A 24,133-nucleotide genomic window follows, 5' to 3' on the forward strand; every position below is an offset into this window, starting at 1 on the left:
GCGACCATTGTGCTGGCCGGGATCGCCGGCGGTTCGATATATTGGCCCTTTGGCGGCTGCTGGTCGGCCTTGGCGAAGGCCGGATGGACGATCTTGCCGCCGTCGGTCAGCATGGTCGCCTTGACCAGGTCGTCATCGCGATTGATGGCAAGCGTCTTCGTCGCCTTGTCGACCAGGGTCTCGAGGAAAGCAAAAAGGTTCCTGGCGTAGAGCAGCGAGGCGGAGGCCGCGACGCGGCCCGGCACGTTGAGATGGCCGACGATCTTGACGCCGTTGGCCGTCGTCACAATCTTGCCCGCCTCGGCGCCCTCGACATTGCCGCCGCGCTCCACAGCAAGATCGACGATCACCGAAGCGGGCTTCATCGAGGCGACCATGTCAGCCGACACCAGCCTCGGCGCCGGGCGGCCGGGGATCAGCGCCGTGGTGATGACGATGTCCTGCTTGGCGATGTGCTCGGCGGTCAGCGCCGCCTGCTTGGCCTGGTATTCCCTGGACATCTCCTTGGCGTAGCCGCCGGCGGTCTCGGCCGCCTTGAACTCCTCGTCCTCGACGGCGAGGAACTTTGCGCCAAGCGAGGCGACCTGTTCCTTGGCGGCGGGGCGAACGTCGGTGGCGGTGACGACCGCGCCGAGCCGGCGCGCGGTGGCGATCGCCTGCAGGCCGGCGACGCCGACGCCCATGATGAACACCTTGGCGGCAGGAACCGTGCCGGCCGCCGTCATCATCATCGGCAGCGCGCGATCGTATTCGGCTGCGCCGTCGATCACCGCCTGGTAGCCGGCAAGGTTAGCCTGCGAGGACAAGACGTCCATCGACTGGGCGCGCGTGATGCGCGGCATGAATTCCATCGCAAAGGCCGTCACCCCGGCCTTGGCCAGCGCCGCGACGGCGGCATCGTTGCCATAGGGATCCATGATGGCGATGACCGCAGCGCCTGACTTGTAGCTTTTCAGCTCCGCATCAGTCGGCCGGCGCACCTTCAGAATCACATCCGCACGGGCCGCATCGGATGCGGAACCAATGGTGGCACCGGCCTTCGCGTAGTCTTCGTCGGCGATGCGGGACAGTGTGCCCGCTCCGCTCTCAACCACCACGTCGAAGCCAAGGGCGGCTATGCGCTTCACCGTATCGGGCGACGCCGCGACACGGGGTTCGCCCGAGCCGCCCTCGGCGGGAATGAAGATGATCTGGCTCACGCTTGGCTACCCCTCCCCGGCACGCGGCGCATCTGCGCGCCTGCCGTATCGTTCACATCTTACTACAATCCACAAAATGGGCAATTTGTCCACATATCTGATTGAGGGTACTTGTCCGCCAGTTGCCGATGCCATATCGATGGCCAAACGGCGGTTCTGGAGGTGTAAATGTCCAAGATCAATGGTGCGAAGCGGCTACGCTCGCGCGAGTGGTTCGACAATCCGGACAATCCCGGCATGACGGCGCTCTACCTCGAACGCTATCTGAACTATGGGCTGACCCGCGAAGAACTGCAGTCCGGAAAGCCGCTTATCGGCATCGCCCAGACGGGCTCGGACCTGTCACCTTGCAACCGGCATCATATCCAGCTCGCCAAGCGCGTGCGCGACGGCATTGTGGCCGCCGGCGGGGTGCCGTTGGAATTCCCGGTCCACCCGATCCAGGAGACAGGCAAGCGGCCCACCGCCGCGCTCGACCGCAACCTCGCCTATCTCGCTCTCGTCGAGTTGCTTTATGGCTATCCGCTGGATGGCGTCGTGCTGACCATCGGCTGCGACAAGACCACCCCGGCGCTGCTGATGGCCGCGGCCACCGTCAACATTCCAGCCATAGCGCTGTCCGTCGGCCCGATGCTGAACGGCTGGCACAAGGGCGAACGCACCGGCTCCGGCACGGTCGTGTGGAAGTCACGCGAAAGGCTGGCGGCAGGAGAGATCGACTACGACCAGTTCATGGACATCGTCGCTTCATCGGCGCCGTCCGTCGGCTACTGCAACACGATGGGCACGGCGACGACGATGAACTCGCTGGCCGAGGCGCTCGGCATGCAGTTGCCGGGCTCCGCCGCCATTCCAGCACCCTATCGCGAGCGCGGCCAGATCGCCTACCAAACCGGCAAGCGCATCGTCGACATGGTGCGCGAGGACTTGAAACCCTCCGACATCATGACGCGGCAAGCCTTCGAGAACGCCATCGTCGTCAATTCTGCCATCGGCGGCTCGACCAATGCGCCGATCCACCTCAACGCCATCGCGCGGCATCTCGGCGTGTCGCTGACCGTCGATGACTGGCAGAAGGTCGGTCACCACGTTCCGCTAATCGTAAATCTCCAGCCGGCCGGTGAATATCTCGGCGAGGACTATCATCATGCGGGCGGTGTGCCGGTCGTGGTGGCAGAGCTGATGAAGGCCGGCTTGCTGCCGCATCCTGGAGCCATGACCGTCAATGGCCGCACGATCGGCGACAATTGCGCCGCGGCAGAGAATCTCGACGGCAAGGTCATCCGTACCGTGGCCAATCCGCTCAGGAAGGATGCCGGCTTCATCAACCTGAAAGGCAATCTGTTCGATTCCGCAATCATGAAGACGTCGGTCATCTCGCCGGAGTTTCGCGACCGCTATCTGTCAAATCCGCGAGACCCCGATGCCTTCGAGGGCGTCGCCGTCGTCTTCGACGGTCCGGAAGACTACCACCGTCGCATTGAGGATCCGTCACTCGGCCTGAACGAGAATACCATCCTGTTCATGCGCGGAGCCGGCCCAGTCGGTTATCCGGGCGGCGCCGAAGTCGTGAACATGCAGCCGCCAGCCTACCTGCTGAAGGCGGGCATCCACTCGCTTCCCTGCATCGGCGATGGCCGTCAGTCCGGCACTTCCGGCTCTCCATCGATCCTCAACGCCTCGCCCGAGGCGGCCGTCGGTGGTGGCCTTGCGCTGCTGCGTACGGGTGACCGGGTACGCATCGACCTGCGCAAGGGGACCGCCGACATCCTCGTGTCGGACGACGAGATTAAGCGCCGTCGCGTCGACCTGCAAAACGAGGGCGGCTATGCATATCCGAAGCATCAGACACCCTGGCAGGAGATCCAGCGGTCAATGGTTGACCAGTTGTCCGAGGGAATGGTTCTGAAGCCGGCGGTGAAGTACCAGAACATCGCCGTCACCAGCGGCCTGCCGCGCGACAATCATTAGGACAGTTCCTACTTGGGCCTGCGTTCAAGATCGGTGCTCGATTGGCGAAGAACTGTGACTGATCTGGAATTAGGACCTGAAGATGCGCTATGATTTGTATTCACGCGGGCGACGGAACTCCGGATCCGGTGCCGGCTTCTGCTCTGGGGTTTGACCGGAATGGCTTATCCTTTCACCGCGGCGATCCGCGGCTTGGATGACTGGATCGCGGGACCGGCCTCCCTGCTGGATGAACTTGCGCGCGTCAAATCCAGCAGCCGCGTGGTCGCGCGGGTCGCGGACGATGGGAGCGCGTTTGAAATCGAGCCGGCGACCAGCCGAAAGCCGTCAGCACCCCTGTTGATACTGATTTCTCCAGACACGCAGGCGCCGGCCGCATTGCGCGCCGCGGTGAATGGAAAGGCGGTCCATCTCGGCATCCCGGCGAGCTGGGTGATCGCGCGCCGGATCGAACTGCCGATGGAGGCTGCCAGCCACGTCGAAGGCATCGTTACGTCGCGGATGGGCGCGCTTTCGCCATTGCCTGCTTCCGATATCTATTTCGGCCACAGGGTCCTCGGGATCAGCCGTGAGGCGCGGCAGATCACCGTCGCCGTCGCAATCGTTCCGAGGTCGCGTGTCGCTGCTGCCTTGGCCTGCCTGAATGTGGCCGAGGCCCGCCAGGTCGTGATCTCGGCGCCGTTTCCGGAAGGCGATGCCGTGGAAGTATTGACACAGCGGCAACGGGTCACCGGCACGCGTGGCCGGATAAAGTTTGTCCTTGCCGGAGTTCTGGGCGTAAGCCTAGTTGCTGCAGTCACGGCTCCGGCGGTGCGGCCGATGATCCAGAACAGCTATGCCGAGCGCCGCGCCGCCGTCGAGATCCGGGCCGAGAAGGCGCGCCAGGCAATCGCGCTGGCGGCGACTCCGGACAAGGCTGAAACAGCGCCTGAGCAGGAGGCGCTGAATATCAAGGACGACGCGATAAGCGCGCTGGGAGCATTGGACGACCTGGCTCAGGTTTTGCCGACGCATTCCTATGCCATTGAGGTGTCCTTCGCCAATGGCCGCATGCGTCTCTCGGGCCGGACCAAGGACCTACCCGAAGTACTGACCGCGCTGGAATCATCGGGTCGCTTCGAAGACAGCAAGCTGGTCGGATCGGCCCTGCGCGGCGAGGATGGCGTTACCTCGGAGTTCGAGGTCGATACCCGCCCGCTCATCCGCACGGGAGGTTCGCTGCGATGAGGACGACACCCCTGTGGCGCGACACGCGGCTTCAATCCCTGGTGGTCATGGCCCTGCTGGTCGTCGGAGCTCTTGTACTCGTCGCCGATACGCTGCTGTCCTGGCGCGCGGAGGCGGGCGCGCTGGCGCTCTATGAGGAACGTACCGCCTTGCTCGAAAGCAAGGCGTCCACTTCCCCGGTTCCCCAAGGCGCGAACCAGGCTCTGGATTCCGGCGAGGGCAAGATTCTTCTCGATGCGCAAACCAGTGGGCTCGTCTCGGCCGAATTCCAGAGTCTGCTCTCCAACCGCGTTGAACGCGTGGGTGCCGTTATCCGGCGCGTCGATGTTCCCACAGACGGTCAGGTCGCCGATATAGGCGATCCTCAGTTGGAGTCTTTGGAACGCATTCGTTTAACTGCCGATATCGAGGTTATGGAGCAATCGCTGCCCGATCTCATGTATGCCATCGAGGCAAGCTCGCCCGTCATGGTCGTTGATAGCTTCAGGCTTCGGTTGAACCGAAACGTCGATCTGGGGGGAAATCAGACCTCGGGTTCCATGGATCGGCCGCTGTCGCTGAACGTCATGCTGTCGGCCTTCCGGGAGAAGGGACCCCAGTCATGATGACCATGCTGGGCGCGACAATGATGCTCGCCGCCATCGCGGCCTCTTCGAGCCTGTCCTTCGGCGCAGAAAAGCTATCGGTCAGGGAACGCCAGGTGAGCGACTATGCGGCGCTTCGGGATCGGCCCCTGTTCTCGCCGGACCGGACTGCCCCGATCGCGTTCGGTGCCCCCGAGCCGGAACCTATTGTCGTGCAGCCCGAGCCGGAACCCGAGCCCCCGCCTGCCGCGGCGCCCGAGTGGCAATTGGTTGGCATCGTGCGGTCGGAAAGGCTCAACAGCGCGACCTTCACCACCCCGGCCGAAATGGCGGCCTTCACGCTGCGCACGGGGGAAAGCCGGGAAGGTTGGACCCTGAAGGAAGTCGGCCAGTTCGAAGTCAAGCTCGATGGAGCGGGAGGACGCGCCTCGCTGCGGTTTTCGGATGAGGCAAGCGGTGAACAAATGTTGCCACCGGAGGAGCCGGTGCCCACGCCTTCAGGGGGTTGATCCAAATGGAGTGGTTGCACATTCCGAGCCTCCGGCAGGGATTAATGGAGCGAGTTTCTTTCACAGACAGCAATCAGGAACGAACGCCTCCAGTAGAGGCGTACAGTTAGGAAATTTGGCCTCCATGGTCTCCACGGCATTCGCATACAAGGCTTTGAATGGCGAGGGTCGTCTCGAACTCGGGCGGATCGATGCGTCCGATTCCGACGATGCCGTCCAGAAGCTCGGGGCGCGCGGGCTGATCCCGGTAAGTGTCGAACCGAGGCAGTCTGCATCGCGCGCACCGCTGTTTTCGACCCGGATACCGGCGTCGCAGATCACGCGGCTGCTCTCCGACCTGTCGATCATGCTGAATGCGGGGATCCGGATCGACGAAGCGCTGGCGATCATGGAAAAGGAATTCGACAGCGGCAGGCTTCAGCCCGTGGTTGCCGGCATTCGCACCGACCTGGCGTCGGGCAACTCGTTCTCCAGAGCGCTGGAAGCCTGGCCCGCTCTGTTCCCGGCGTTCCAGGTCGCCATGGTTCGTGTCGCGGAGACCTCCGGCAAGTTACCCACCCTCCTGTCGCGCATCGTGCAGGAGCGCCAGCATTTCGAGGCATTGCGGGCCAAAGTCAGCGAGGCGCTGCGGTATCCGGCAGTCCTGTTTGCCGGCACGATCTGCGTACTGGTCTTCTTCCTGGTGGGGGTCGTTCCTCAGTTCGAACCGATGCTCATGCAGAGCGGCAAGAAGGACATGCTGATGGTGGTGATGTTCGCGGTCTCGAATTTCCTGCGCGCTTATGGGCTGGTCCTTTTGCTTGCGGCTTCGATACTCGTATTGCTGGGGTTCGTGGCGGCGCGGCGGGGCCTTCTCTGGGCATGGCTTTGGGGTTTCGCCAAGAAACTTCCGCTTTTGTCGGAGATACCGGGGAGCTATCGGACGGGGCGCTTCGCCCGTCTCCTGGGCATCATGGTCGAGACCGGCGTGGCGGTTCCTGTGGCTTTCAAGCTCATCAGCGATACCGTCGACCACGGCGAGGCCGCGCGAGCACGCGCGCAGCAGGCGTCCGACGCGCTGAGGCAGGGGAATAGGCTTGGCCATGCGCTTGAGATTCTTCAGCTTCCCCCGCTGGCGGTGCGCATGTTGAGGCTCGGCGAGCAAAGTGGCGAACTCGCAGGGCTGGCCTATCGCGTCGCCGACTTCTATGAAGTGCGGCTGGAGCGTTCGCTGTCCCGTATCGTCGGGCTTGTCGGCCCTGCGGCAGTGGCAACCATCAGTATCTTGATCGGTGGTATGATCGTGTCGATCATGTCCACCCTCATGTCATTCAACGACATGGTCCGCTAGGAGGCTGTTTGCATGAGCGTTCATTTCGCAGTTGGTCCCAATCTCATGCAGCGCAAGCGTGCCCGGCGCCGCGAGGCAGGCTTTACGCTGATCGAGATGCTGGTCGTGCTGGCCATCATCGGCCTGATCTCGGCGCTCGTCGGTCCTCGTGTTCTCGCGCAGTTGTCCGACTCGCGCGTGCGTGCGGCGAAGCTTCAGATCGAGGCGTTTTCCAGCGCGCTCGACATCTTCTACATCGATGTCGGCCGTTATCCGGTGCAGGCCGAGGGGCTGGGAGCGCTGGTGCGCAAGCCCTCGACCATCCAGGTCTGGAACGGGCCATACGTTCGCGGCGAGACCGTTCCGCTCGATCCGTGGGGCCATGAATACAGATACGCAAGCGACGGAAAGACGTTCAACATCACCACCGACGGGCCCGGTGGGCGCGGCTCCAATGTGTCCGCCCAGCCCTAAGGGCAACAGCAACCGCAAAAGGACGCAACGCGGTGTCGTGCTGCTCGACGTGGTCGCGGCGCTTGCGATCGTCGCTCTCGCGGCCTTCGTGCTGATGCCGCGCCCGCGTTCCAGCATCGGGGCTGCCGAGCTTTCTGGCGAGGCGGTTCGTGTCAGCGGGGAGTTCCGCAAGGGCAGAGCGAAGGCGCTGACCACGGGCAGCGTCGCCGACGTGAGGGTCGATCCGGGAAACAAACGCATCCAGGTGGATGGCGCCAATCCGATCTCGATCAGGGATGGGGTGGCCATGAACTGGGTCACGTCGGACCGGTGTCCCATACGAGGCGGAACCAGAGCCTTGCGCTTCCTTGCCGACGGACGGTCGTGTGGGGGCGTCATGACACTGTCCGCCAGCGGCCGGGAGATCGAACTGCGCGTCGACTGGTTGACCGGCCGCGTGGAAATGAGCCCGAAATGACAGGACGGCGCAGACGCGGCTTCACGCTGATCGAGGTTCTGGCCTCGCTTGCCGTCGCCGTGCTGCTGATCGTTCCGATCGCGCGCATGATCACGGGCACCGCAGGTGCGTTCGCGGGTCTGGAACGATCGACCGAACGCCGTGTCGGCATGCAGGCTGCCATGGCGGCGGCGATGACCCTTAACCCGTTGCGAACGGGCCGGCGCGTGATCGGAGGCTTCACGGTCATCGTGGAACCGTACCGCTTCGAACGCGGCACTGCCCTGGCTCGCGCCGGATGGCAGCTTTACTCCGTCACCGTTCGCAGCACCGACGGATCGGATGACGACGCGATGCAGACCGTGCGCCTCGGCAAGCGGCAATGACAAGGAAACGCAGCGCTCGGGCCGGCTTCACGCTGATCGAGGCATTGGCTTCGCTGGTGCTTGCGACGATGCTGTTTGGCGGGCTGGCACTCTACACCGGAACCTGGCTGCGCCAATGGCAGGGGATAATCGCCAGAGGCGGGCAGGAGGACACGGTGGCGGTGATTCTCGACCGGATGGTCGAGGATCTGGAGGCGGCGCAGCCCGGCTATTCCAACCCGGAGGGAGCCGCTGCGATCCGCTTCACCGGCCATGCCGACGAGGTCACCTTCGAGCGCCCAGCGCTCGGCTACGAGCCGCGTGCGGGACTTGATGACATCACCTATTCGATGGGTCGGGCCGGAGCCGACGAGGCCCTCATTCGTGCCCGCCGCGATCACAAGATGGGCGAGGGCGGGGAGGATCTTCCGCTGGTGCGAGGCGATCTGAAGCTTTCGTTCAGCTATGCCGGGCCGGACGGCGCGCTCAGCCCCGAATGGACAAGCACCAACCGCATGCCGTCACTCGTCCGTATCGAGATATCCGGCAGTTCTCCGCGTCCCTGGCGGCAATGGGCCTATGCGCGGTTACGCGTCGAGCTGCCCGCGCGTTGCGGCGCGGCCGAAGCGCTCGCGCCGTGTCTGCAGCGCTACGGCATCGGCTTCTGAACTCCGCAGGGCTGTACGATTGGCGCCGATAACAGGCTTGCAAAACAGCGTGGCATGCAGACGGCGCAAGGCTGCCGCTGGCTATCGACATTCGCGCGGGCTCTGTCGCAAATCGTTCTTTTGTTTTCGCGTCGCTGATCAGGCTGCCAGGATCTCGAACTGCTCGGCGATCGAGGGAGATGGATTGTAGGCAAACCTCGCCTGCTGTCTGCGCATCATGTGAACCATCTCGATGCCAGTGAGAATAACCTCGGCGGTCGCCATTCACTTGAAGCCGAGCATGGATGCGGCGCTTGACGCGTCGATGGTTCTGTTCGATCCAATTATTGAGGTACTTGCTGTTGCGGATGTGAATCGGCTTCGGTGAACGTCGCGGGCGGTCCCGCAGACGGCTTTCAGCATCGCAGGAAATGACCGCCTCGCGGTTGGTTTGGCTGCCGTCGATGACAATGCGTTCCGGCCTGCTGTGGCCCAGCGGCGTGCCGAAGGTCGTCTCGATTTCCTGCAATGCCTTGCTCGCGCCCGGCTGCGTCGACGCGACCTGCTGCGGGGCCTTCAGGAGCGAGCCGTGCTCGCCCAGCGCGACCAGGAGCCGCAACTGTTTCAGGTGGAGCCTGGAAATGATCGAGTGGAGCGGTGGGGCCATGCCTGGGTTGAGTAAACGTTATACCGAGATCACATCTTCTCAGTTGTGGCGCGAGCGAATGCTGCAATACTCCGGCCGGCCAAGTCTCTGCGGCGATCACGATTAATGAGTTTCGCTGTTCAGGCCCAGATTCAAACAATCCCGAATGCGCTGGCCCGAATGCGCTGGTCTAAAAATATCAGGAGGAGAACGTAATGACAGTCAGCCGACGCTCATTGTTGAAGGCCGGCGCCGGAATCGCCGCCGCAGGGGTGGCCAGCAGCATATTGCAGCCGAGCATTGCCAATGCCGCGGACCCGCGCGTAGCCGATATCGTCGTTGTGGGTTGCGGCTCGGCGGGCCTCGGGGCCGCAGTCGCCGCCGCAGAGGCGGGCGCGTCGGTCATTGTCCTCGAGGCGCAACCGCACATCGGGGGACGTGGCATCGTCAGCTCAGGCAACATTCCCCTGGGAGGCGGAACCCCTGCCCAGATGGCGGCCGGCATCGCGGACTCGCCAGACCTCCTGTATCGCGACCTTACCGACTGGTCCATCGTCCAGGCGAACGGCTTTCCGAGCTACCGCTATAACGATCGCGAGCTGATCCGGGCATTTGCCGACGTCAACGTCGACCTTTACAACTTTCTGGTCCGCCATGGCGTCGTGTGGACGACATCCAGGCCCGACAATGTCGGCGGCAATGAGGTCGGCAACTCGGTGAACCGTATGATGCATACGGCGATCATGAACTACGTCTCGGTCCGGACCGGCTTGCCGGTAGCCGCGAGCCAACAGCGGACGACGTCTCAAGGGCCCGGCTTCATATATCCGCTGGAGGCCGCGGCAAAGGCGCGTGGCGTGAAGATCCTGCTGAATTACCGTTTGGAGTCACTGCTGCGGACGAAAGCGGGCGTGGTCGGGGTCGTAGCCTCCAATCAGGGCCGCCTCGTTAACATTCAGGCACGCAAGGGCGTAGTGATTGCGAGTGGCGGCGGAAACGGCAATGTGGAATACCGCCGACAGTTCGACCCACGGCTCACCGCGGAGTACTGCGGCGTCGCTGGCGAGCCCTATTCCTTCCAGGACGCCAGCGGCATACTCGCAGGGCTGAATGTCGGCGCGTCGCTCGCGGGCACGTACAACCAGACTGGAGAGTTCGGCACTAACATCACCAAGCCAACCGCCATCGGAACGCGGTACAACTACTCGTTCCTGCAGTGGGGGCCCAATAGCCCTGTCTTCCACCTTGCGAAAGCTTCGGGACTAGCCAACGTCAACAACCAGAACGTTATCCATGTAAACATGATCGGGAGGCGGTTCTACGACGAAACGGGAGGTCAATTCGGGACGAACAGCGCTGGCTCGGTCAACCCGTACACTCAGGGCAGCTACCTGAACGCCAAGAACATCACATACAACCCGCAAAACTGGATCAACGCCGCTCTGGCTGGAATCGGCGACGGCCACAACGGCGGTGGCCCGATCTGGGCCATCTTCGATGCAGATGCCGTGGCCCGCCAGAGATGGAATGTGGCGCCGCCCTTCGTCGATCCCGATGGATTCTTCTTCCAGGCAAACACGCTGGAGGAACTCGCACAGAAGATCGTCATGCCGCATCAGCGGGTTCCGATGCCGGCAAGCAACCTGGTCGAAACGGTGACGCGGTACAACAGCTTTGTTGACGCGGGTGCCGACGCCGACTTCGGCAAACCGACACCCCAATACAAGATCCAACGGGGCCCCTTCTATGCCGCCTGGTCGACGCCGGTGATCCACGACGCCCGGTCCGGCCTGCGCATCAACGGCTCAAGCCAGGTCCTCGACTATGCCGCTCAGGTGATTCCCGGCCTCTACGCCGCCGGCGAAGCTGCTGGCGGATTCAGTCAGCACGGGAACGGTCGAGCTCTCTCTCAGGGCATCATCGCAGGAAGGCACGCAGCCTCCAGTTCGTATTAGCAGGACTACGGCTCTCAACAATAGTCCCGCCAGGCCTCTCGGTCCGGCGGGACTACCTGTTCCGCGGACCCGAGGCCAGTGATTCCAGCACCGGCGGCATGGGGAACTTGGCCATGCGCGCGACACAGGCCTGCGCGATGCGCCGGCCGTTGGCCACCGAGCCGATGAAGCTGATCGCGTTGACGCGTTTGTCGTCCAGCAGCACCTGGCCCACTTCGGAGCCGCGGCCCATCACAGGTTGAACACTCCCGCTGGCAGGCCCGCGCGGTGCAGGATGTCGGCGATGGCCCAGGCGCTGCCGTATACGAGATCGGCGGGCTTGAGCACCACGGCGTTGCCGCAGGCCAAGGCCGGGGCGATCTTCCAGGCGGGGATCGCGATGGGGAAGTTCCAGGGCGTGATCAGGCCCACGACGCCTACGGGCTCGCGGGTGACTTCCACGCCGACGCCGGGCGTACGGAAGGCACCACGTCGCCGCCGACACGCAGCGCTTCGCCGGCAAAGAACTTGAAGATGTTGCCGGCCCGTGCCACCTCGCCGATGGCCTCGGGCAGGGTCTTGCCTCCCTCGCGGGCGAGCAGGTCGCCCAGTTCGGCCTTGCGCGCCAGGATCCAGGCGCCGGCGGCGTCGAGGATGTCGACGCGCTGCTGCGGGGTGGACAGGCCCCAAGCGGACTGGGCCTGGGTGGCTGCGGCGATGGCCTACCTGGCTTGGGCCGCCTCGGCTTGCGTGAACTCGCCAATGACGTCGCGCGTGTCCGAGGGTTGATGTTGCGCGAGACGCGAGGGCCTTCGACCCACTCGCCGCCGATCAGGTTGTTGAACACAGTGTGCTTGCTTCCTAAAGGCTGGCTTCGAGCATCGCTTCATAACCGGTGTCGGATGCAACGCGCGGGTTGGTCAGGTGGCTGTGGTCCTTCAAGGCGCCCCGGACGATGTCGGGGAACATCGCGCGCCACGCCCCGTTGGGCCAAGCCCGTCGGCAAGCCGAGCCGCTCGGTCGTGGCGCGCACGGACGGCCCCCCTCGGCCCCGCTGGCCAGGTCCATCGCCTTGCCCATGCGGCACCCTGGCGGATACAGCGCTGACCGGCGCGGTCGCGCCGACCTGATGCTCAGGACTGGCGATGGACCAATTCGTCGATCAGCAGTTTGGCGGCGGGCGGAACCCACGCCCCCTTGCGGGTGACGAGCTCATAGGCCTCGCTTCGCGACGCCAGGGCCAGCGGCAGGATGCGCGTCATCTGCCGGTGCGCGAAGAACTGCGCGACTTCGATCGACACCAGGGCCACGAAGGACGGGTTGGCCTGCAGCAGCGCCAGCGTCGCAAAAGCGGAGGTCGTCTCGAGCAGGTGCTGCGGGAACCGGATCCCGCAATCGCGGTATTCGCGTTCGAGCAAGAGCCGCATCGGCATGTTCGCGCGGTATACCACCCATCGGTATGGCGCCAGCTCCTGCAGGGTTAGCTTCTTCGCGTGTCGCAGCGGATGGCCGACGTTCGCGATCACCGCGAGCGTTTCATCCTGGAGCTTCACGCTGTCGTAGACCTGCGGCGCCTGGCTGATGGTCGTGCGGCAGATCGCCAGGTCGAGCCGGCCGGCTTCGAGCTGGGCCAGCAGGGCGGCGCTGGTGTCCTCGACGATCTCGACGGACAAGTCGGCCTGCCGCGCAACGAGCGCGGAGATGGCATCGGTGAGCAGCGGCACCGCGCCCATGATGACGCCGGCCGCCACCCGCCCGCCCTGGCCACGCATGATTCCGACGATCTCGTCGCGCAGGTGCGCGAGATCCGTCTGGATCAGGCGCGCATAGCGGATCACGCAATGGCCGACGGCATTGGGCTCCAGGCCCCGGTTGGTGCGAACGAACAGCGGCGTGCCGAAGGTCGTCTCGATTTCCTGCAATGCCTTGCTCGCGCCCGGTTGCGTCAACGCGACCTGCTGCGATGCCTTCAAAAGCGAGCCGTGCTCGCCCAGCGCGACTAGGAGCCGCAGCTGTTTCAGGTGGAGCCTGGAAATGATCGAGTGGAGCGGTGGGGTCATGCCTGGATTGCGTAAATGTTATATCGAGATCACATCGACCGCAAGCATTTCAAATGAAGATCATTGGCGGTTTCGCCACCGAACAGCGGGACCCGCGTGGGGCCAACCCAGCCGCTGTACCAACAGCGCGTCGGCGAACCAGGACCCGCCAGTGCGTGGAAGGCCTCGGCGCTCGACGGCCGCGAAGGCGCCGATCGTCGTTCCGACAGTGCCGTGGGTCGCAGCAAGATGCGTAAGCTCGTCTGCCAAGTCGGCCGCCGTCTCGTCATCCCGGGCAAGCCCCAGGGCATCGAGAACTCCGACGACGCTCGCCTCGTCAGAAGATCCTCCGCGGGCCGAGTTGCCAGCCAGCGCCAAGCCAATTCGGCCGGCGGGACCGACGTCGTCTCCAGGTCGCGTCAGCAGAACGGCATCACGAAGTGCCGCTTCATCGTCTACACCCCCCATCTGCCGCGCCGTTACCGCCACCGCAAAAAGTTTTTTGACGAAAACTGCTCGTTTTTCAATTTCTCCTGACCAAGGATGACCACATTTGATTAGCATATGCGGTCAAAATCAGTCAAAATAATTCCAATGGAGCCAAACAATGGGAAATCGCCCACCAAAAATGACAAACGATTGGGCTTGCTGGATGGATTCATGATATTTGCGGCAGATCGCTCGCCGTGATTCAGGCGAGCGCGTTTGCGACGCCGTGCGGAGATACAAACGTGGCTAGGAATGTCCGAAAATCAGCGGTGGAGGACATGGCGCCCTCGGCGTCCGCCGGGTCACGGGAAGACGATGGCGGGCGCGGACGGGTCGATTTGATTCCGGCCAAGCGTCATGCCTTCATCCTCGAATGCCTTAAACGGCAAGGAGCCGTAGGCGTTCAGGAGCTTATCGATCTCATCGGCGCATCGCCTTCGACGATCCGGCGCGACCTCGAGATGCTTGAACGGCAGGGAGCACTGGAGCGAACGCATGGCGGTGCGATGCTTCAGCGCACGGAACTCGCCACCTTCGAGCCGGATCTCGCCACCGCGGCGCATTTCGCCAGGGCTGAGAAAGAGGCCATAGGTGCCGCCATGATGTCGGAACTCCGCGCCGGCCAAAGCGTCATTTTCGACGCAAGCACGACCGTGCTGGAAGTCGCCCGCGCCATCGCCGCGGCGCCTATCCCGCTTACCGCCGTTACCAACAGTCTTGCGATCGCGCAGATACTTGCAGCCGTGCCGGAAGTACGCCTCGTCATGCTTGGAGGCACCTGCAAGCCGGGCTCACTGACCCTGGTCGGCCAGCCCGGCGAGAATTTCCTGCGAACCATCCACGCCGATGTGGCCATTCTTGGGACCCATGCCATCACCGGAGACATGCTCACGGAGACCTCGCTAGAGGTTGCGGCGATGAAGCAGGCGATGATCGCGGCGGCACGCCGTGTCGTCGTGCTTGCGGACAATTCGAAGTTCACTGCCCCCAATTTCTGCACCATCTGCCGTCTGGCCGATATCCACCAGATCATTACCGACGAGGGCATCGATCAAGCTCACCTCACCAATCTTCGGACGCTCGATGTGAACGTCCGCGTCGTGCGCGTCAGCCGTCCAGGTTCTTCAGTTGAGCGCTCTTGAGGGCGTGGATATCCGGGTCGTAGCCGATGACCTGACCGGCGCCCTGGACAGCGCGGTTTCCTTCGCATCGCCCGGCCACGGCATTGGGGTGAGCTGGCGACTGGACGGTCCGTTTTCGGAGCGCATGGCTGTCGATGTCGCCACACGAGAGGGCGCCGAGGCGACGGCCGTCGCCAGGCACCGGGCGCTCGCGCCATGGCTCGCCGCCGGACAGCTGAGTTTCAAGAAGATCGACAGCCTTTTGCGCGGTCACGTCATCGCCGAAATAGAAGCCTGCATCGTCGAGGGGACGTACCAGCGCGTTGTGCTGGCGCCTGCTTTCCCGTTTCAGGGGCGCGTTACGCGCGTCGGACGCCAATGGCGGCTCGATCGCCCCGAAATGGTAGGTCCCGACCTCCTCGCCGACCTCGGCCAGCGCTTTTCGGTCGGGCGTTCAACACCGGGGGCACGGTCGGCTCATTTCATCACCCTCTACGACGCCGAAACGGACACGGACCTGGACAAGATCGTCGCAACGGCCGGAATGCCGGAGGCACGGATCTTGTGGGTCGGTACAGGCGGCTTGGCGGCGGCACTCGCCCGGCACATGAAAGCACCGCAGAAGCCTGCTCTTGCGTTATCCGGGCCGTTCCTTGGCCTTGTCGGCACAAATCACGAGATCACGGCGGGACAGGTGGCCGTCTTTGCCGCCGGGCATGCGGATGCGCATATCGTCGTCGAACGCGACATCGACAAAGCGAAAAAGCGCTTGGCGGAGCGTATGATGCAAGGCGCGCCATCAATTGTCAGCGTCGCTGCATCGGGTGATCGCCACGCGGTGGCGGATCATATCGGCAAGGTGTTTGCCTCGCTTCTCGAAGGTTTGCCAAGGCCCGGCACGTTGCTCGTCACTGGCGGCGAAACATTGCGGTCGGTGTGCGACAGCCTAGGCGCCGTCGAACTCACGGTCGAAAGCGAGATCGAGCCGGGGCTGCCGGTTTCCGTCATCAAAGGCGGCGTTTTCGAGGGGCTGGCCACGATTTCGAAATCGGGCGCGTTCGGCGACAGCGCCCTGCTCTGCAGGCTTGCCGCTCTCGCGCGTTCCTGATCAGGACGATCGCCGGCGAAGACGCGGCACATCCGCCTTGCCGGTCAAATAGCGTCAAAAAACACTGCGAAGCCGAGCGCGGTCGAGATTTCAGCCCGCAGAGGGAGAGGCGCAGTCCGATCAGCCGTGAAATGTGATTGCGAATGATCGCGAAAGAAAACTATTGCGCATATCTGGCCAGAAGGATTAGAAGATGATCACAATTGACCGATATGGGGTGTTTATGTCTGGTCCAAGGCTCGGCATCACAATGGGTGATCCCGCGGGCATCGGCCCCGAGATCATCGCGAAGGCATGCGCACGGCTGAAACCGCGCCTTGCCGAGGGGTCACTGTCGCTTCTCATCATCGGCAGCGTCACCGCGATGCGCGCGATGGAGTCCATTTCAGGACGTATCGAGCGGGAAGAACCGTCGGCTTCGCCCAACGGACATTTTCCGCCCGTGGCCATTCTTGAGGCCGGACCAGAGCGGATACCCATAGAGACAGGCGTCATGTCGGCCGAAGGCGGGCGCCTTGCCTACCTGGCCATCGAAAAGGCTGTTCGCCTGGCTCAGGCCGGCTCGATTGCAGGCATCGTTACGGCTCCTCTCAACAAGGAAGCGCTCAACCTGGCCGGCTATCACTATGCCGGCCATACCGACATGCTGGCGGAGCTGACAGGCGCATGCGATTCCGTGATGATGCTTGCCCATGGCGATTTTCGCGTCAGCCATGTCTCGACCCATGTGGCGCTGGCTCAAGTTCCCTCGAAACTGACCGGACCTCGTTTGCGCCGGGTTATCAAGTTGACTGTCGAGGCATTGCAGGGCCTCGGCATTGCGCATCCGCGCATTGCGATTGCCGCGCTCAACCCGCACGCTGGCGAAGGCGGCATTTTCGGTCGTGAGGATATCGACATCACGACCCCGGTCGTCGCCTCTTACACATCGCCCGATTTCACCGTGGTTGGACCTGTTCCGGGCGACACGGTCTTCGTCAAGCTACGTGCCCGTCAGTATGATGCGGTGGTCGCGATGTATCACGATCAGGGCCATGTTCCGGTGAAGCTGCTCGGCTTCAATGTCGATCCCGCGACCGGTGAATGGAAAGCGCTCTCCGGTGTCAATGTGACGCTCGGCCTTCCGATCATTCGTACCTCCGTCGACCACGGCACGGCCTTCGACATCGCCGGCAAGGGCATCGCCAACGAGGACAGCCTGGTCGAGGCGATCGAGTTCGCCGTCCAGATGGCCGCGGCAAAATCCAAACCTTAGGCGCCGGCACGCCTGCAACGCACGAAGAAGCGGATCGAACCATGGCTGTAGAGACGTCCCATCTCATGCTGATCGACGGCAGATTTGTCACCGGCGAAGCCGGCACGCGCCCGGTGATCAACCCGGCCAACGGCAAGGCTTTTGTCGACGTGCCCGAGGCAAGTCCGGATCAGGCTCGCCAGGCGATAGAGGCAGCCCGTAAGGCGCAGAAAGCCTGGGGGCTCAAATCACCCCTCGCCCGTGCGGCGATCATGAAGCGGATCGCGGTCTTGATCCGGCAGAACGCCCGACATCTGGCCGAGGTGGTCGTCAGGGAACAAGGCAAGCCGATCAATGAGGCCATGGGTGAAGTCGGCGGTGCGGCCGAGTTCTTCGACTACTACGCCGAGTTTGCCCGCCGCATTCAAGGTGAGATCCTGCCATCCGACTATGCGGGAGAGCAGGTCTGGATCCAGCGCGTACCCGTAGGCGTCGTCGCCGCCATCATTCCCTGGAATTATCCGAGCGCCCTGGTCAGCCGAAAGGTGGCGCCCGCCATGATCGCCGGCGACACCATCGTCCTCAAACCGCATGAAGACACGCCGCTTTCGGCGCTCGAAATGGCTCGCATCTTTGTGGAAGCGGGCGTGCCGGACGGCGTCGTCAACATCATAACAGGACGAGGCGAAACCATAGGCGAGGTGCTGTGCACGGAACCCGGCGTCGACCTCATCACCATGACCGGAAGCGTGCCGACCGGCAAGCGCATCATGGCGAATGCTTCGCGCAACCTGACGCCCGTTTCGCTGGAGCTTGGCGGCAAGGCGCCCTTCATCGTCCTGGCCGATGCCGATCTCGACCTGGCGGTGCGGTCGGCGGCCACTTCGCGCTACATGAATTGCGGGCAGGTCTGCATATGCAACGAACGCACGCTCGTTCACCGTTCGATTTACGATCAGTTCGTCACGCGCTTCGTGGAGTTCTCGAAGTCGCTGGTCGTCGGTGACCCGATGCAGGCGAATACCGATATCGGTCCCAAAGTCAGCCGTGAGGAATTGGAAAAGGTCGAGGTGGTCCTGGCGGAAGCCGTCGCGGGCGGCGCGAAGCTGGCGCTGGCCGGCGGACGCCCGGCCAAGGCGCCGATCGACGGCGGCTACTGGCTCAATCCGACCGTATTGACCGACGTGACGCCCGACATGCCGATCATGACGCGGGAAATCTTCGGCCCGGTCGTGCCGATCATGCCCTTCGACACCTTCGAGGAGGCAGTCAGCATCACCAATGCCAGTCGCTATGGCCTGTCGGCCTATCTTTTCACCAACGATCTTGGTCGCGTCATGAACGCCGTCAACGAGGTTTCGTTTGGCGAAATCTATGTGAACCGGATCGGGCCAGAAATGCTGCAGGGCTTCCATGTCGGCTTCCGCGAGAGCGGATTGGGCGGTGACGACGGCGTACACGGGCTCGAGAGCTACATGCGCAAGAAGACGGTCTACGTGAATTACTCGGGTGCCGCCACGGCGGCATTGATGCCTTACGGGCGCTGAACAGCGCCCAGCCAGTACGACCAGCCAGGTCGCTACCCGGCCAAAATGGCCGTTTCATCTCATCGGGAGGAATAAAATGCACTATCGTGGATTCATAGCGGCGGCTTTGGCCGTGGCATTGTCGGGGTTGGCCGCATCTTCGGCGATCGCCGACGACACCATTCCACCGGAAGCAAAGGCGTTGCTTGAGCCGTTGCCTCTATCGCCGAGAGGCCAACCCGTTCCGGGCTTCCCGGACGGTCCACCGGCGGTGTCGCCAGACGTGCTGAAATTCTCCGATGCCGACCTTGCAAAGCTGAAGGCCGGAAAGTTCACCGCCGGGCTGGTGATGCACACCATGGATGCCGGCTGGCCTCAATTGCAGGTGGCCGGGATCTCGAACACGCTCAAGGATTTTGGCATCGAGGTTGTCGGAACCACCGACGCCAAGTTCCAGCCCGGCCAGCAGATCAGTGATCTCGAGCAGATGATCGCACGCAAGCCGGATGTGATCTTCTCGATCCCGATCGATCCGAAGTCCGAATCCGAAGCCTACAAGAAGGCGGCGGCAGCCGGCATCAAGCTTGTTTTCATGGACAACGTTCCGGTCGATATGGCGCCGGGCAAGGACTATGTGTCCGTTGTCGCCTCCGACAATGAGAAGAACGCCTATTTCGCCGCCCAGGAACTTGTCGGGGCCATTGGCGGCAAGGGCGAGGTCGGCATCATCACACTGGTCTATGACTATTACTACTCTGTCGCGGCCCGCAAGGTCGGCGCACTCAAGGCATTCGGCGAACACCCCGACATCAAGGTCGCGGACGTCGGTACCTTCACCGCGCCTGAAAAGGCCTACGAGGTCGCCACCGCCATGTTGACGGCGCATCCCGACATGAAGGGCATTTTCGTTGCCTGGGACACGCCCGCGCAGCAGGTCGTGGCCGCGGCCAAGACACTCGGCCGCGACATCGTCATCACCACGAATGACATTGCCGCAGACAGCGCGCTGAACGTTGCACGTGGCGAGTTTCTGGCCGTGGGTGCGCAACGCCCCTATGACCAGGGTGTCGCGGAGGCCAAGGCGGCCGCGCTTGCTCTGCTTGGACATGACGTCCCGCCGTACATTTCGGTACCGACGTTGCGCGTCAAGAAGCTCGACCTTCTCAGTGCCCTCAAGCAGGTCACCAAGGAAGATGCGCCGGCTTCGGTGGTGAAAATCTGCAACGGCGAGTGCTTCTAGAGCAGTTCACCGTTTCACGGAAACGGCGAACCGCTCTATCTCTTTGTTTTTGCGCAATTCCAGACGGAAAACCGTACACACTTTTCCTGGAATTGCTCTGGCTCCTTCTTTCGCCGGCGGGCCGCAGCAGTCCGCCGGCGCTCCCCGAGCGATCGAGAAATCGTCATGGCCGAAGCGAAAACTTCAACGTCCCAGCGCCCTATCGTAACGATGCAACGCATCGGCAAGTCGTTTGGCGCGAACCGCGTGCTGTCGGACATTTCGTTCGAGGTCAAGGCCGGCGAAACGCATGCACTGCTCGGCGAAAACGGTGCGGGCAAGTCGACGCTCATGAAGATCCTCATGGGCGCGTATCGGACGGACGAAGGCCGGATTCTGTTCGACGGCGAGGATGTCACCGCCCTGTCGCTTCGAGAGAGGATCGATCGCGGAATCGCAATGATCTTCCAGGAACTGAGCGTGTTGCCGAATCGTTCGGTTGCCGAAAACCTGTTTATCCTTCGCGAGCCGCTCGCCTTCGGCCGACGTGTCGATGCCAGAAAAATGCTGCGCGAGGCCCGGGCTCTGATCGAGCGATATGCCTTCTCGCTCGATGCTTCGGCACGTGTGGGCGACCTGGCGTTCGCTCAGCGCCAGATGGTCGAGATTCTCAAAGCGATCTCGCGGGGCGCCAAGCTGCTCGTAATGGACGAGCCGACTTCGTCGCTGACCATCCATGAGGAGGAAACGCTTTTTCGGACAATCGGTCAGCTCAAGCAGAACGGAATCGGTATCGTCTACATCAGCCATCGCATGGCCGATGTGCTGCAGCTTTCGGATCGCATTTCGATCATCAAGGATGGGCGACTGGTTGGCCCGCTTGATCCGGAGAAGACGTCCATCGAGGATATCGCGGCGTTGATGTCCCGGCCCAAGGTCCAAACGCCTTCCCCTGCCGCAGCCGCGCCAGCAAATCAGCAGCCCGCAACGCCCGCCGGGACGCCGGCTCTTGAGGTCCATGACCTTGCCACCTCGCGCAAACTGTCCGGCGTGTCGTTCTCGATCGGCCCGGGCGAGATCGTCGGCCTTGCTGGGCTTGTCGGCAGTGGCCGCTCGACCCTGGGCAAGGCCTTGTTCGGCATCCTTCCGGATGTAACCGGCCACATCGCCGTCGGGAGCGACCTCGTCCAGCCGGGCAGTGTGAGCAGGGCCATCGCTGCCGGTATCGCGCTTGTTCCCGAAGACCGTCGGCTCGAAGGTCTTGTGGGTGGGCGCTCGATCGAGGAGAACCTCGCGCTTCCGCGCCTTTCCGATTTCTCGCTGGCGGGTCCGTTCGGGCCGATGGCGAAGGCCCGGATAACGGCTCTGTTCAGACAATACCGGGACGATCTCAGTATCCTGTGCCGCGGTCCCTTACAGAAAGCCCAGGAGCTTTCGGGCGGCAATCAGCAGAAGATCGTCTTCGCCAAATGGCTGGCCATGAAGCCGAAGCTGTTGATCCTCGACGAACCAACCTCCGGCGTCGATATCAATGCCAAGCGCGATATGCGCGAACTTGTGCGCCGCACGGCCGGCGAAGGCGTCGCCGTGCTGCTCATTTCTTCGGAACTCGAAGAACTCCTGGATTTGTCCGATCGCATTCTGGTGATGGCGCAAGGGCGGATTACGCGCAGCATCGATCGCGCGGACGACGAGACAAAACTTCGCGCGTTGCTGCAGGCCGAGGCGGCCAGACAAGCCAGTGCGCGTGCCCAGGGAGTTGCAGCATGAAACCGTCCCCTATGCCCTCGCACGCAAATGCGATAAATTTTTTCCGCGATCACATCACCTATGTGATCTTCCTGGCGATAACCCTCTACTTCGTCCTGTTTGCTCCCCACTTTGCGTCTGTCTCGACCGCAAGCGCGGTTCTGCGCATCACAGCCATCGTTTCGGCAATGGCGATCGGCATGACATTCGTCATCATCTGCGGCGAAATCGACCTGTCGGTAGGATCGGTTGCAAGTTTTTCAGGGATGATCGGAGCGCTGCTGCTCGGCCAGGATGTTCCCACCTACGTCGCAGCTCTTCTGGTGCTGGCAGCCGGCGCAGCGATCGGGGCTACCTCGGGCATCCTTGTTACAAAAATACGCATTCCATCGTTTCTTGTGACCCTTGGCATGCTGTCGATTTTTTCCGGGCTGGCGCTGACGATCACCGGCACCCGGCCAGTGTCGATCGTCGACGATGATTTCTCGAACCTGTTCTGGAACGGCAGTTTTCTGGGCGTGCAGGCGCCAATCTGGTGGACAATCGTCCTAACTTCCGTCGGCTATTATCTTCTGCACCAGATGCCCTTCGGCAGGCGTGTTTATGCGACTGGTGGAAACCCTGTAGCCGCCCGCTTTTCCGGGGTGCGGACGGACAGCGTCAAGATCTTCGCCTTTGTGCTGTCCGGCATGATGGCATCCCTTGCAGGCATGATGCTCGCGGCCCGCTCCACCGCCGGCAATCCCAGTCTGGGAGCGGGTCTCGAACTCGACGTCATCGCGGCCGTGATCATAGGCGGGACAAGTCTCTTCGGCGGCTATGGATCGATCGTCGGTTCTGTCGTCGGCGCAATCTTCATAGGGATTCTCGGATTCGGTCTTCTCGTGCTCGGTCTTTCGACCAGCATCCAGGAGGTGATCAAGGGCGCGATCATCATCATTGCCGTCTCGTTGAACCGGCGTTGAAAGCAGCAGAGTTCCATGACCCGACGAAACGCGCGCGTTCCACGCGTTGACTGATGAAATCGCGCCGCGCCCACCTGAAATTTCTCCACCGGCTACACGGCCCGCTCGGCGCCTGCGCTAGCCAGCTTCGTTGGCCAGGTGATCCTTCATGAGGTCACCATAGGGTTCAACATTGAATGCGGTTGGAAAATTCTCGGGCTTATAGGCCGGGATCGCCGCCTTCCGATCCAGAACCGACTGATGGACCAGCGGCCGCCGTTCCTGTCGCTCGATCATGCGCGGCTCGGCTTGCGGTAGGTAGAAGCCGAGGACCGATTTTCGCTTCCATTCACGCCATTTAACCGATTTTGGAATCCACTCGAGCGGCTTCCAGCCCACGGCCATTGAATCATGCACGATCCCCAACGGATCGGGGCTGACGAACGTCATCGTCCCCTCGCCCTTCCCTTCCCCGAAGACAAGCCGCTCCAGCATGCGGGAATTGGTCTGCAATCCAAATGCTTTGGCCTGATCAATCATCCAGTCGAGCGGAAATTTGGATATGGCGCTGTCCTCTTCAGGATAGCCACCGCCGATATCCGAATGAGATCCGGCGAACCAGACTTGCCTGATATCCTGCTCTTTTGCCGGCGCAATCTTGTCGAAAGGATTTTCGACGAATGGCTGCGGCTCGACCCACCGGTTCAGCCGGAACATGCGACGATGCTCATCGATCGCAATTGCATGTCGAAAGACTTCGACGCTCGGGTTGGTCCTCGTATGCGGCAGTGTGAGGAGCTGTGGCAGAAGCCGGTCGCTTCGCGGCACGATGATCGACGCTACGGTGTCCCAGACACCAAGAAACTTGATGCGCGCGTCCCGGGCTCCTGAAACCTTGGAAAAGTGCCAGGCAACGCTAAGGTCGTGCTCGTCGCTGGCTTGCTTGTAAGAGCTTACGGCATACTCGACGATGTTGAGTTGGTCCGGATGCAGCAGGCCGATCATGTGGATCAAGCCCGCAACGGCGCGGGCTGTATAGGCTCCCCGGCTGAAGCCAAAGAGGAAGATTGCGTCCCCTTCGACGTAGTGCCTGCAGATGAAGGCGTAGGCGCCGGCGATTTCGGCGTCGAGACCATATCCAGTTGCGAGCTCGAACACGGATTTCGCGTTCTGGCGCCATCGCGTCCAGGCATCGCTGGCACCGATGGTTCCTATGCCGGCGTCGTAATAGACGCGCTGCTCCTCATTCTTCTTCAGGATGCGGAACAACTTCAAGACATTCGAGAGATTGCGCTCGATCTGGTTTCCCGTTCCATCGCAGCAGACAACGATGTTTTTGCCAGTCCGCTTCAACGCCACCGCCTTTGAAGGTCCAGTTCAGACCAACCGACTTTGACCCAAGC

Annotated in this window: 21 protein-coding genes and 2 pseudogenes; 18 read left to right on the plus strand and 5 right to left on the minus strand. The window is 62.6% G+C overall.

Translation table 11 applies throughout. The features are described 5' to 3' along the window. Nucleotides 1-1,199: Re/Si-specific NAD(P)(+) transhydrogenase subunit alpha (locus FJ946_RS13275; protein ID WP_140732235.1), on the minus strand; the 1,199-nt coding region annotated here is incomplete at its 3' end. Between the two features lie 168 nt (nt 1,200-1,367). Here FJ946_RS13275 and FJ946_RS13280 point away from each other — a divergent pair. From FJ946_RS13280 to FJ946_RS31115, 9 genes are all read left to right on the plus strand, one after another. After that, nucleotides 1,368-3,170: an IlvD/Edd family dehydratase gene (locus tag FJ946_RS13280; RefSeq protein WP_140564745.1), complete on the plus strand. Its 1,803-nt coding sequence runs from the start codon at nt 1,368-1,370 to the stop codon at nt 3,168-3,170. A gap of 192 nt (nt 3,171-3,362) precedes the next feature. Beyond that, nucleotides 3,363-4,397: a PilN domain-containing protein gene (locus FJ946_RS13285; protein ID WP_140564747.1), complete on the plus strand. Its 1,035-nt coding sequence runs from the start codon at nt 3,363-3,365 to the stop codon at nt 4,395-4,397. Next, nucleotides 4,394-5,002 carry a GspMb/PilO family protein gene (locus FJ946_RS13290; protein ID WP_140564748.1) on the plus strand — a complete coding sequence of 203 codons (609 nt, stop codon included), beginning with the start codon at nt 4,394-4,396 and terminating at the stop codon, nt 5,000-5,002. The genes FJ946_RS13285 and FJ946_RS13290 overlap by 4 nt, the downstream gene beginning before the upstream one ends. After that, on the plus strand, nt 4,999-5,490 hold the full coding sequence (locus tag FJ946_RS13295; RefSeq protein ID WP_140496494.1) for a hypothetical protein: 492 nt from the start codon (nt 4,999-5,001) through the stop codon (nt 5,488-5,490). The genes FJ946_RS13290 and FJ946_RS13295 overlap by 4 nt, the downstream gene beginning before the upstream one ends. Nucleotides 5,491-5,500: 10 nt before the next feature. Continuing rightward, nucleotides 5,501-6,820, plus strand: a complete 1,320-nt coding sequence (locus tag FJ946_RS13300; RefSeq protein WP_181167617.1) for a type II secretion system F family protein — start codon at nt 5,501-5,503, stop codon at nt 6,818-6,820. 12 nt (nt 6,821-6,832) lie between these two features. Beyond that, nucleotides 6,833-7,273 carry a type II secretion system major pseudopilin GspG gene (gene gspG, locus FJ946_RS13305; protein ID WP_140496499.1) on the plus strand — a complete coding sequence of 147 codons (441 nt, stop codon included), beginning with the start codon at nt 6,833-6,835 and terminating at the stop codon, nt 7,271-7,273. Between the two features lie 37 nt (nt 7,274-7,310). Continuing rightward, nucleotides 7,311-7,730, plus strand: a complete 420-nt coding sequence (locus FJ946_RS13310; protein ID WP_140557696.1) for a hypothetical protein — start codon at nt 7,311-7,313, stop codon at nt 7,728-7,730. Beyond that, nucleotides 7,727-8,095, plus strand: a complete 369-nt coding sequence (locus FJ946_RS13315; protein ID WP_140524045.1) for a prepilin-type N-terminal cleavage/methylation domain-containing protein — start codon at nt 7,727-7,729, stop codon at nt 8,093-8,095. Before FJ946_RS13310 ends, FJ946_RS13315 begins: the two co-directional genes overlap by 4 nt. Beyond that, nucleotides 8,092-8,742 carry a prepilin-type N-terminal cleavage/methylation domain-containing protein gene (locus FJ946_RS31115; RefSeq protein ID WP_140564752.1) on the plus strand — a complete coding sequence of 217 codons (651 nt, stop codon included), beginning with the start codon at nt 8,092-8,094 and terminating at the stop codon, nt 8,740-8,742. The genes FJ946_RS13315 and FJ946_RS31115 overlap by 4 nt, the downstream gene beginning before the upstream one ends. A gap of 138 nt (nt 8,743-8,880) precedes the next feature. On the opposite strand, the pseudogene FJ946_RS31120 reads toward FJ946_RS31115, so the two are convergent. Continuing rightward, nucleotides 8,881-9,211, minus strand: a pseudogene (locus FJ946_RS31120) (DDE-type integrase/transposase/recombinase); the annotation flags it as partial. Nucleotides 9,212-9,582: 371 nt separating this feature from the next. Here FJ946_RS31120 and FJ946_RS13335 point away from each other — a divergent pair. Beyond that, on the plus strand, nt 9,583-11,322 hold the full coding sequence (locus FJ946_RS13335) for an FAD-dependent oxidoreductase (protein ID WP_140560898.1): 1,740 nt from the start codon (nt 9,583-9,585) through the stop codon (nt 11,320-11,322). Nucleotides 11,323-11,443: 121 nt separating this feature from the next. Here the strand turns inward: FJ946_RS13335 and FJ946_RS13340 are convergent. Further along, nucleotides 11,444-12,148 (minus strand): annotated as a pseudogene (locus FJ946_RS13340) (aldehyde dehydrogenase family protein); the annotation flags it as partial. A gap of 286 nt (nt 12,149-12,434) precedes the next feature. After that, nucleotides 12,435-13,361: a LysR family transcriptional regulator gene (locus FJ946_RS13350; protein ID WP_140496511.1), complete on the minus strand. Its 927-nt coding sequence runs from the start codon at nt 13,359-13,361 to the stop codon at nt 12,435-12,437. Between the two features lie 63 nt (nt 13,362-13,424). Here FJ946_RS13350 and FJ946_RS31125 point away from each other — a divergent pair, with 63 nt between their 5' ends. The 8 genes from FJ946_RS31125 to FJ946_RS30760 all read left to right on the plus strand — a co-directional run bounded on the left by FJ946_RS31125 (nt 13,425) and on the right by FJ946_RS30760 (nt 22,751). Beyond that, nucleotides 13,425-13,877: a hypothetical protein gene (locus FJ946_RS31125; RefSeq protein WP_246673027.1), complete on the plus strand. Its 453-nt coding sequence runs from the start codon at nt 13,425-13,427 to the stop codon at nt 13,875-13,877. 194 nt (nt 13,878-14,071) lie between these two features. Beyond that, the gene (locus FJ946_RS13360; RefSeq protein WP_318013633.1) at nt 14,072-14,971 is read left to right on the plus strand and encodes a DeoR/GlpR family DNA-binding transcription regulator; all 900 of its coding nucleotides are present in this window, start codon (nt 14,072-14,074) and stop codon (nt 14,969-14,971) included. Then, nucleotides 14,958-16,058, plus strand: coding sequence for a four-carbon acid sugar kinase family protein (locus FJ946_RS13365; RefSeq protein WP_140564755.1), 1,101 nt, complete (start codon nt 14,958-14,960; stop codon nt 16,056-16,058). The genes FJ946_RS13360 and FJ946_RS13365 overlap by 14 nt, the downstream gene beginning before the upstream one ends. Before the next feature lie 223 nt (nt 16,059-16,281). Continuing rightward, nucleotides 16,282-17,313: a 4-hydroxythreonine-4-phosphate dehydrogenase PdxA gene (pdxA, locus tag FJ946_RS13370; protein ID WP_210240085.1), complete on the plus strand. Its 1,032-nt coding sequence runs from the start codon at nt 16,282-16,284 to the stop codon at nt 17,311-17,313. 41 nt (nt 17,314-17,354) lie between these two features. Continuing rightward, a complete protein-coding gene (aldA, locus tag FJ946_RS13375) occupies nt 17,355-18,839 on the plus strand; it encodes an aldehyde dehydrogenase (protein WP_140564758.1) in 1,485 nt (494 codons plus the stop codon). Between the two features lie 76 nt (nt 18,840-18,915). Continuing rightward, the gene (locus tag FJ946_RS13380; RefSeq protein WP_140564759.1) at nt 18,916-20,058 is read left to right on the plus strand and encodes a substrate-binding domain-containing protein; all 1,143 of its coding nucleotides are present in this window, start codon (nt 18,916-18,918) and stop codon (nt 20,056-20,058) included. 165 nt (nt 20,059-20,223) lie between these two features. Further along, complete coding sequence (locus tag FJ946_RS13385; protein ID WP_140564761.1) at nt 20,224-21,807, plus strand: sugar ABC transporter ATP-binding protein; 1,584 nt, start codon at nt 20,224-20,226, stop codon at nt 21,805-21,807. A gap of 62 nt (nt 21,808-21,869) precedes the next feature. Next, nucleotides 21,870-22,751, plus strand: coding sequence for an ABC transporter permease (locus FJ946_RS30760; RefSeq protein ID WP_181165435.1), 882 nt, complete (start codon nt 21,870-21,872; stop codon nt 22,749-22,751). Nucleotides 22,752-22,868: 117 nt separating this feature from the next. Here the strand turns inward: FJ946_RS30760 and FJ946_RS13395 are convergent, their stop codons facing one another. Continuing rightward, entirely contained in the window at nt 22,869-24,083 is a 1,215-nt protein-coding gene (locus FJ946_RS13395) for a DUF2235 domain-containing protein (protein ID WP_140564764.1), read from the minus strand. Between the last annotated feature and the right edge of the window lie 50 nt (nt 24,084-24,133).

The organism is Mesorhizobium sp. B2-4-7 (assembly GCF_006442685.1).
Classification (GTDB): domain Bacteria; phylum Pseudomonadota; class Alphaproteobacteria; order Rhizobiales; family Rhizobiaceae; genus Mesorhizobium.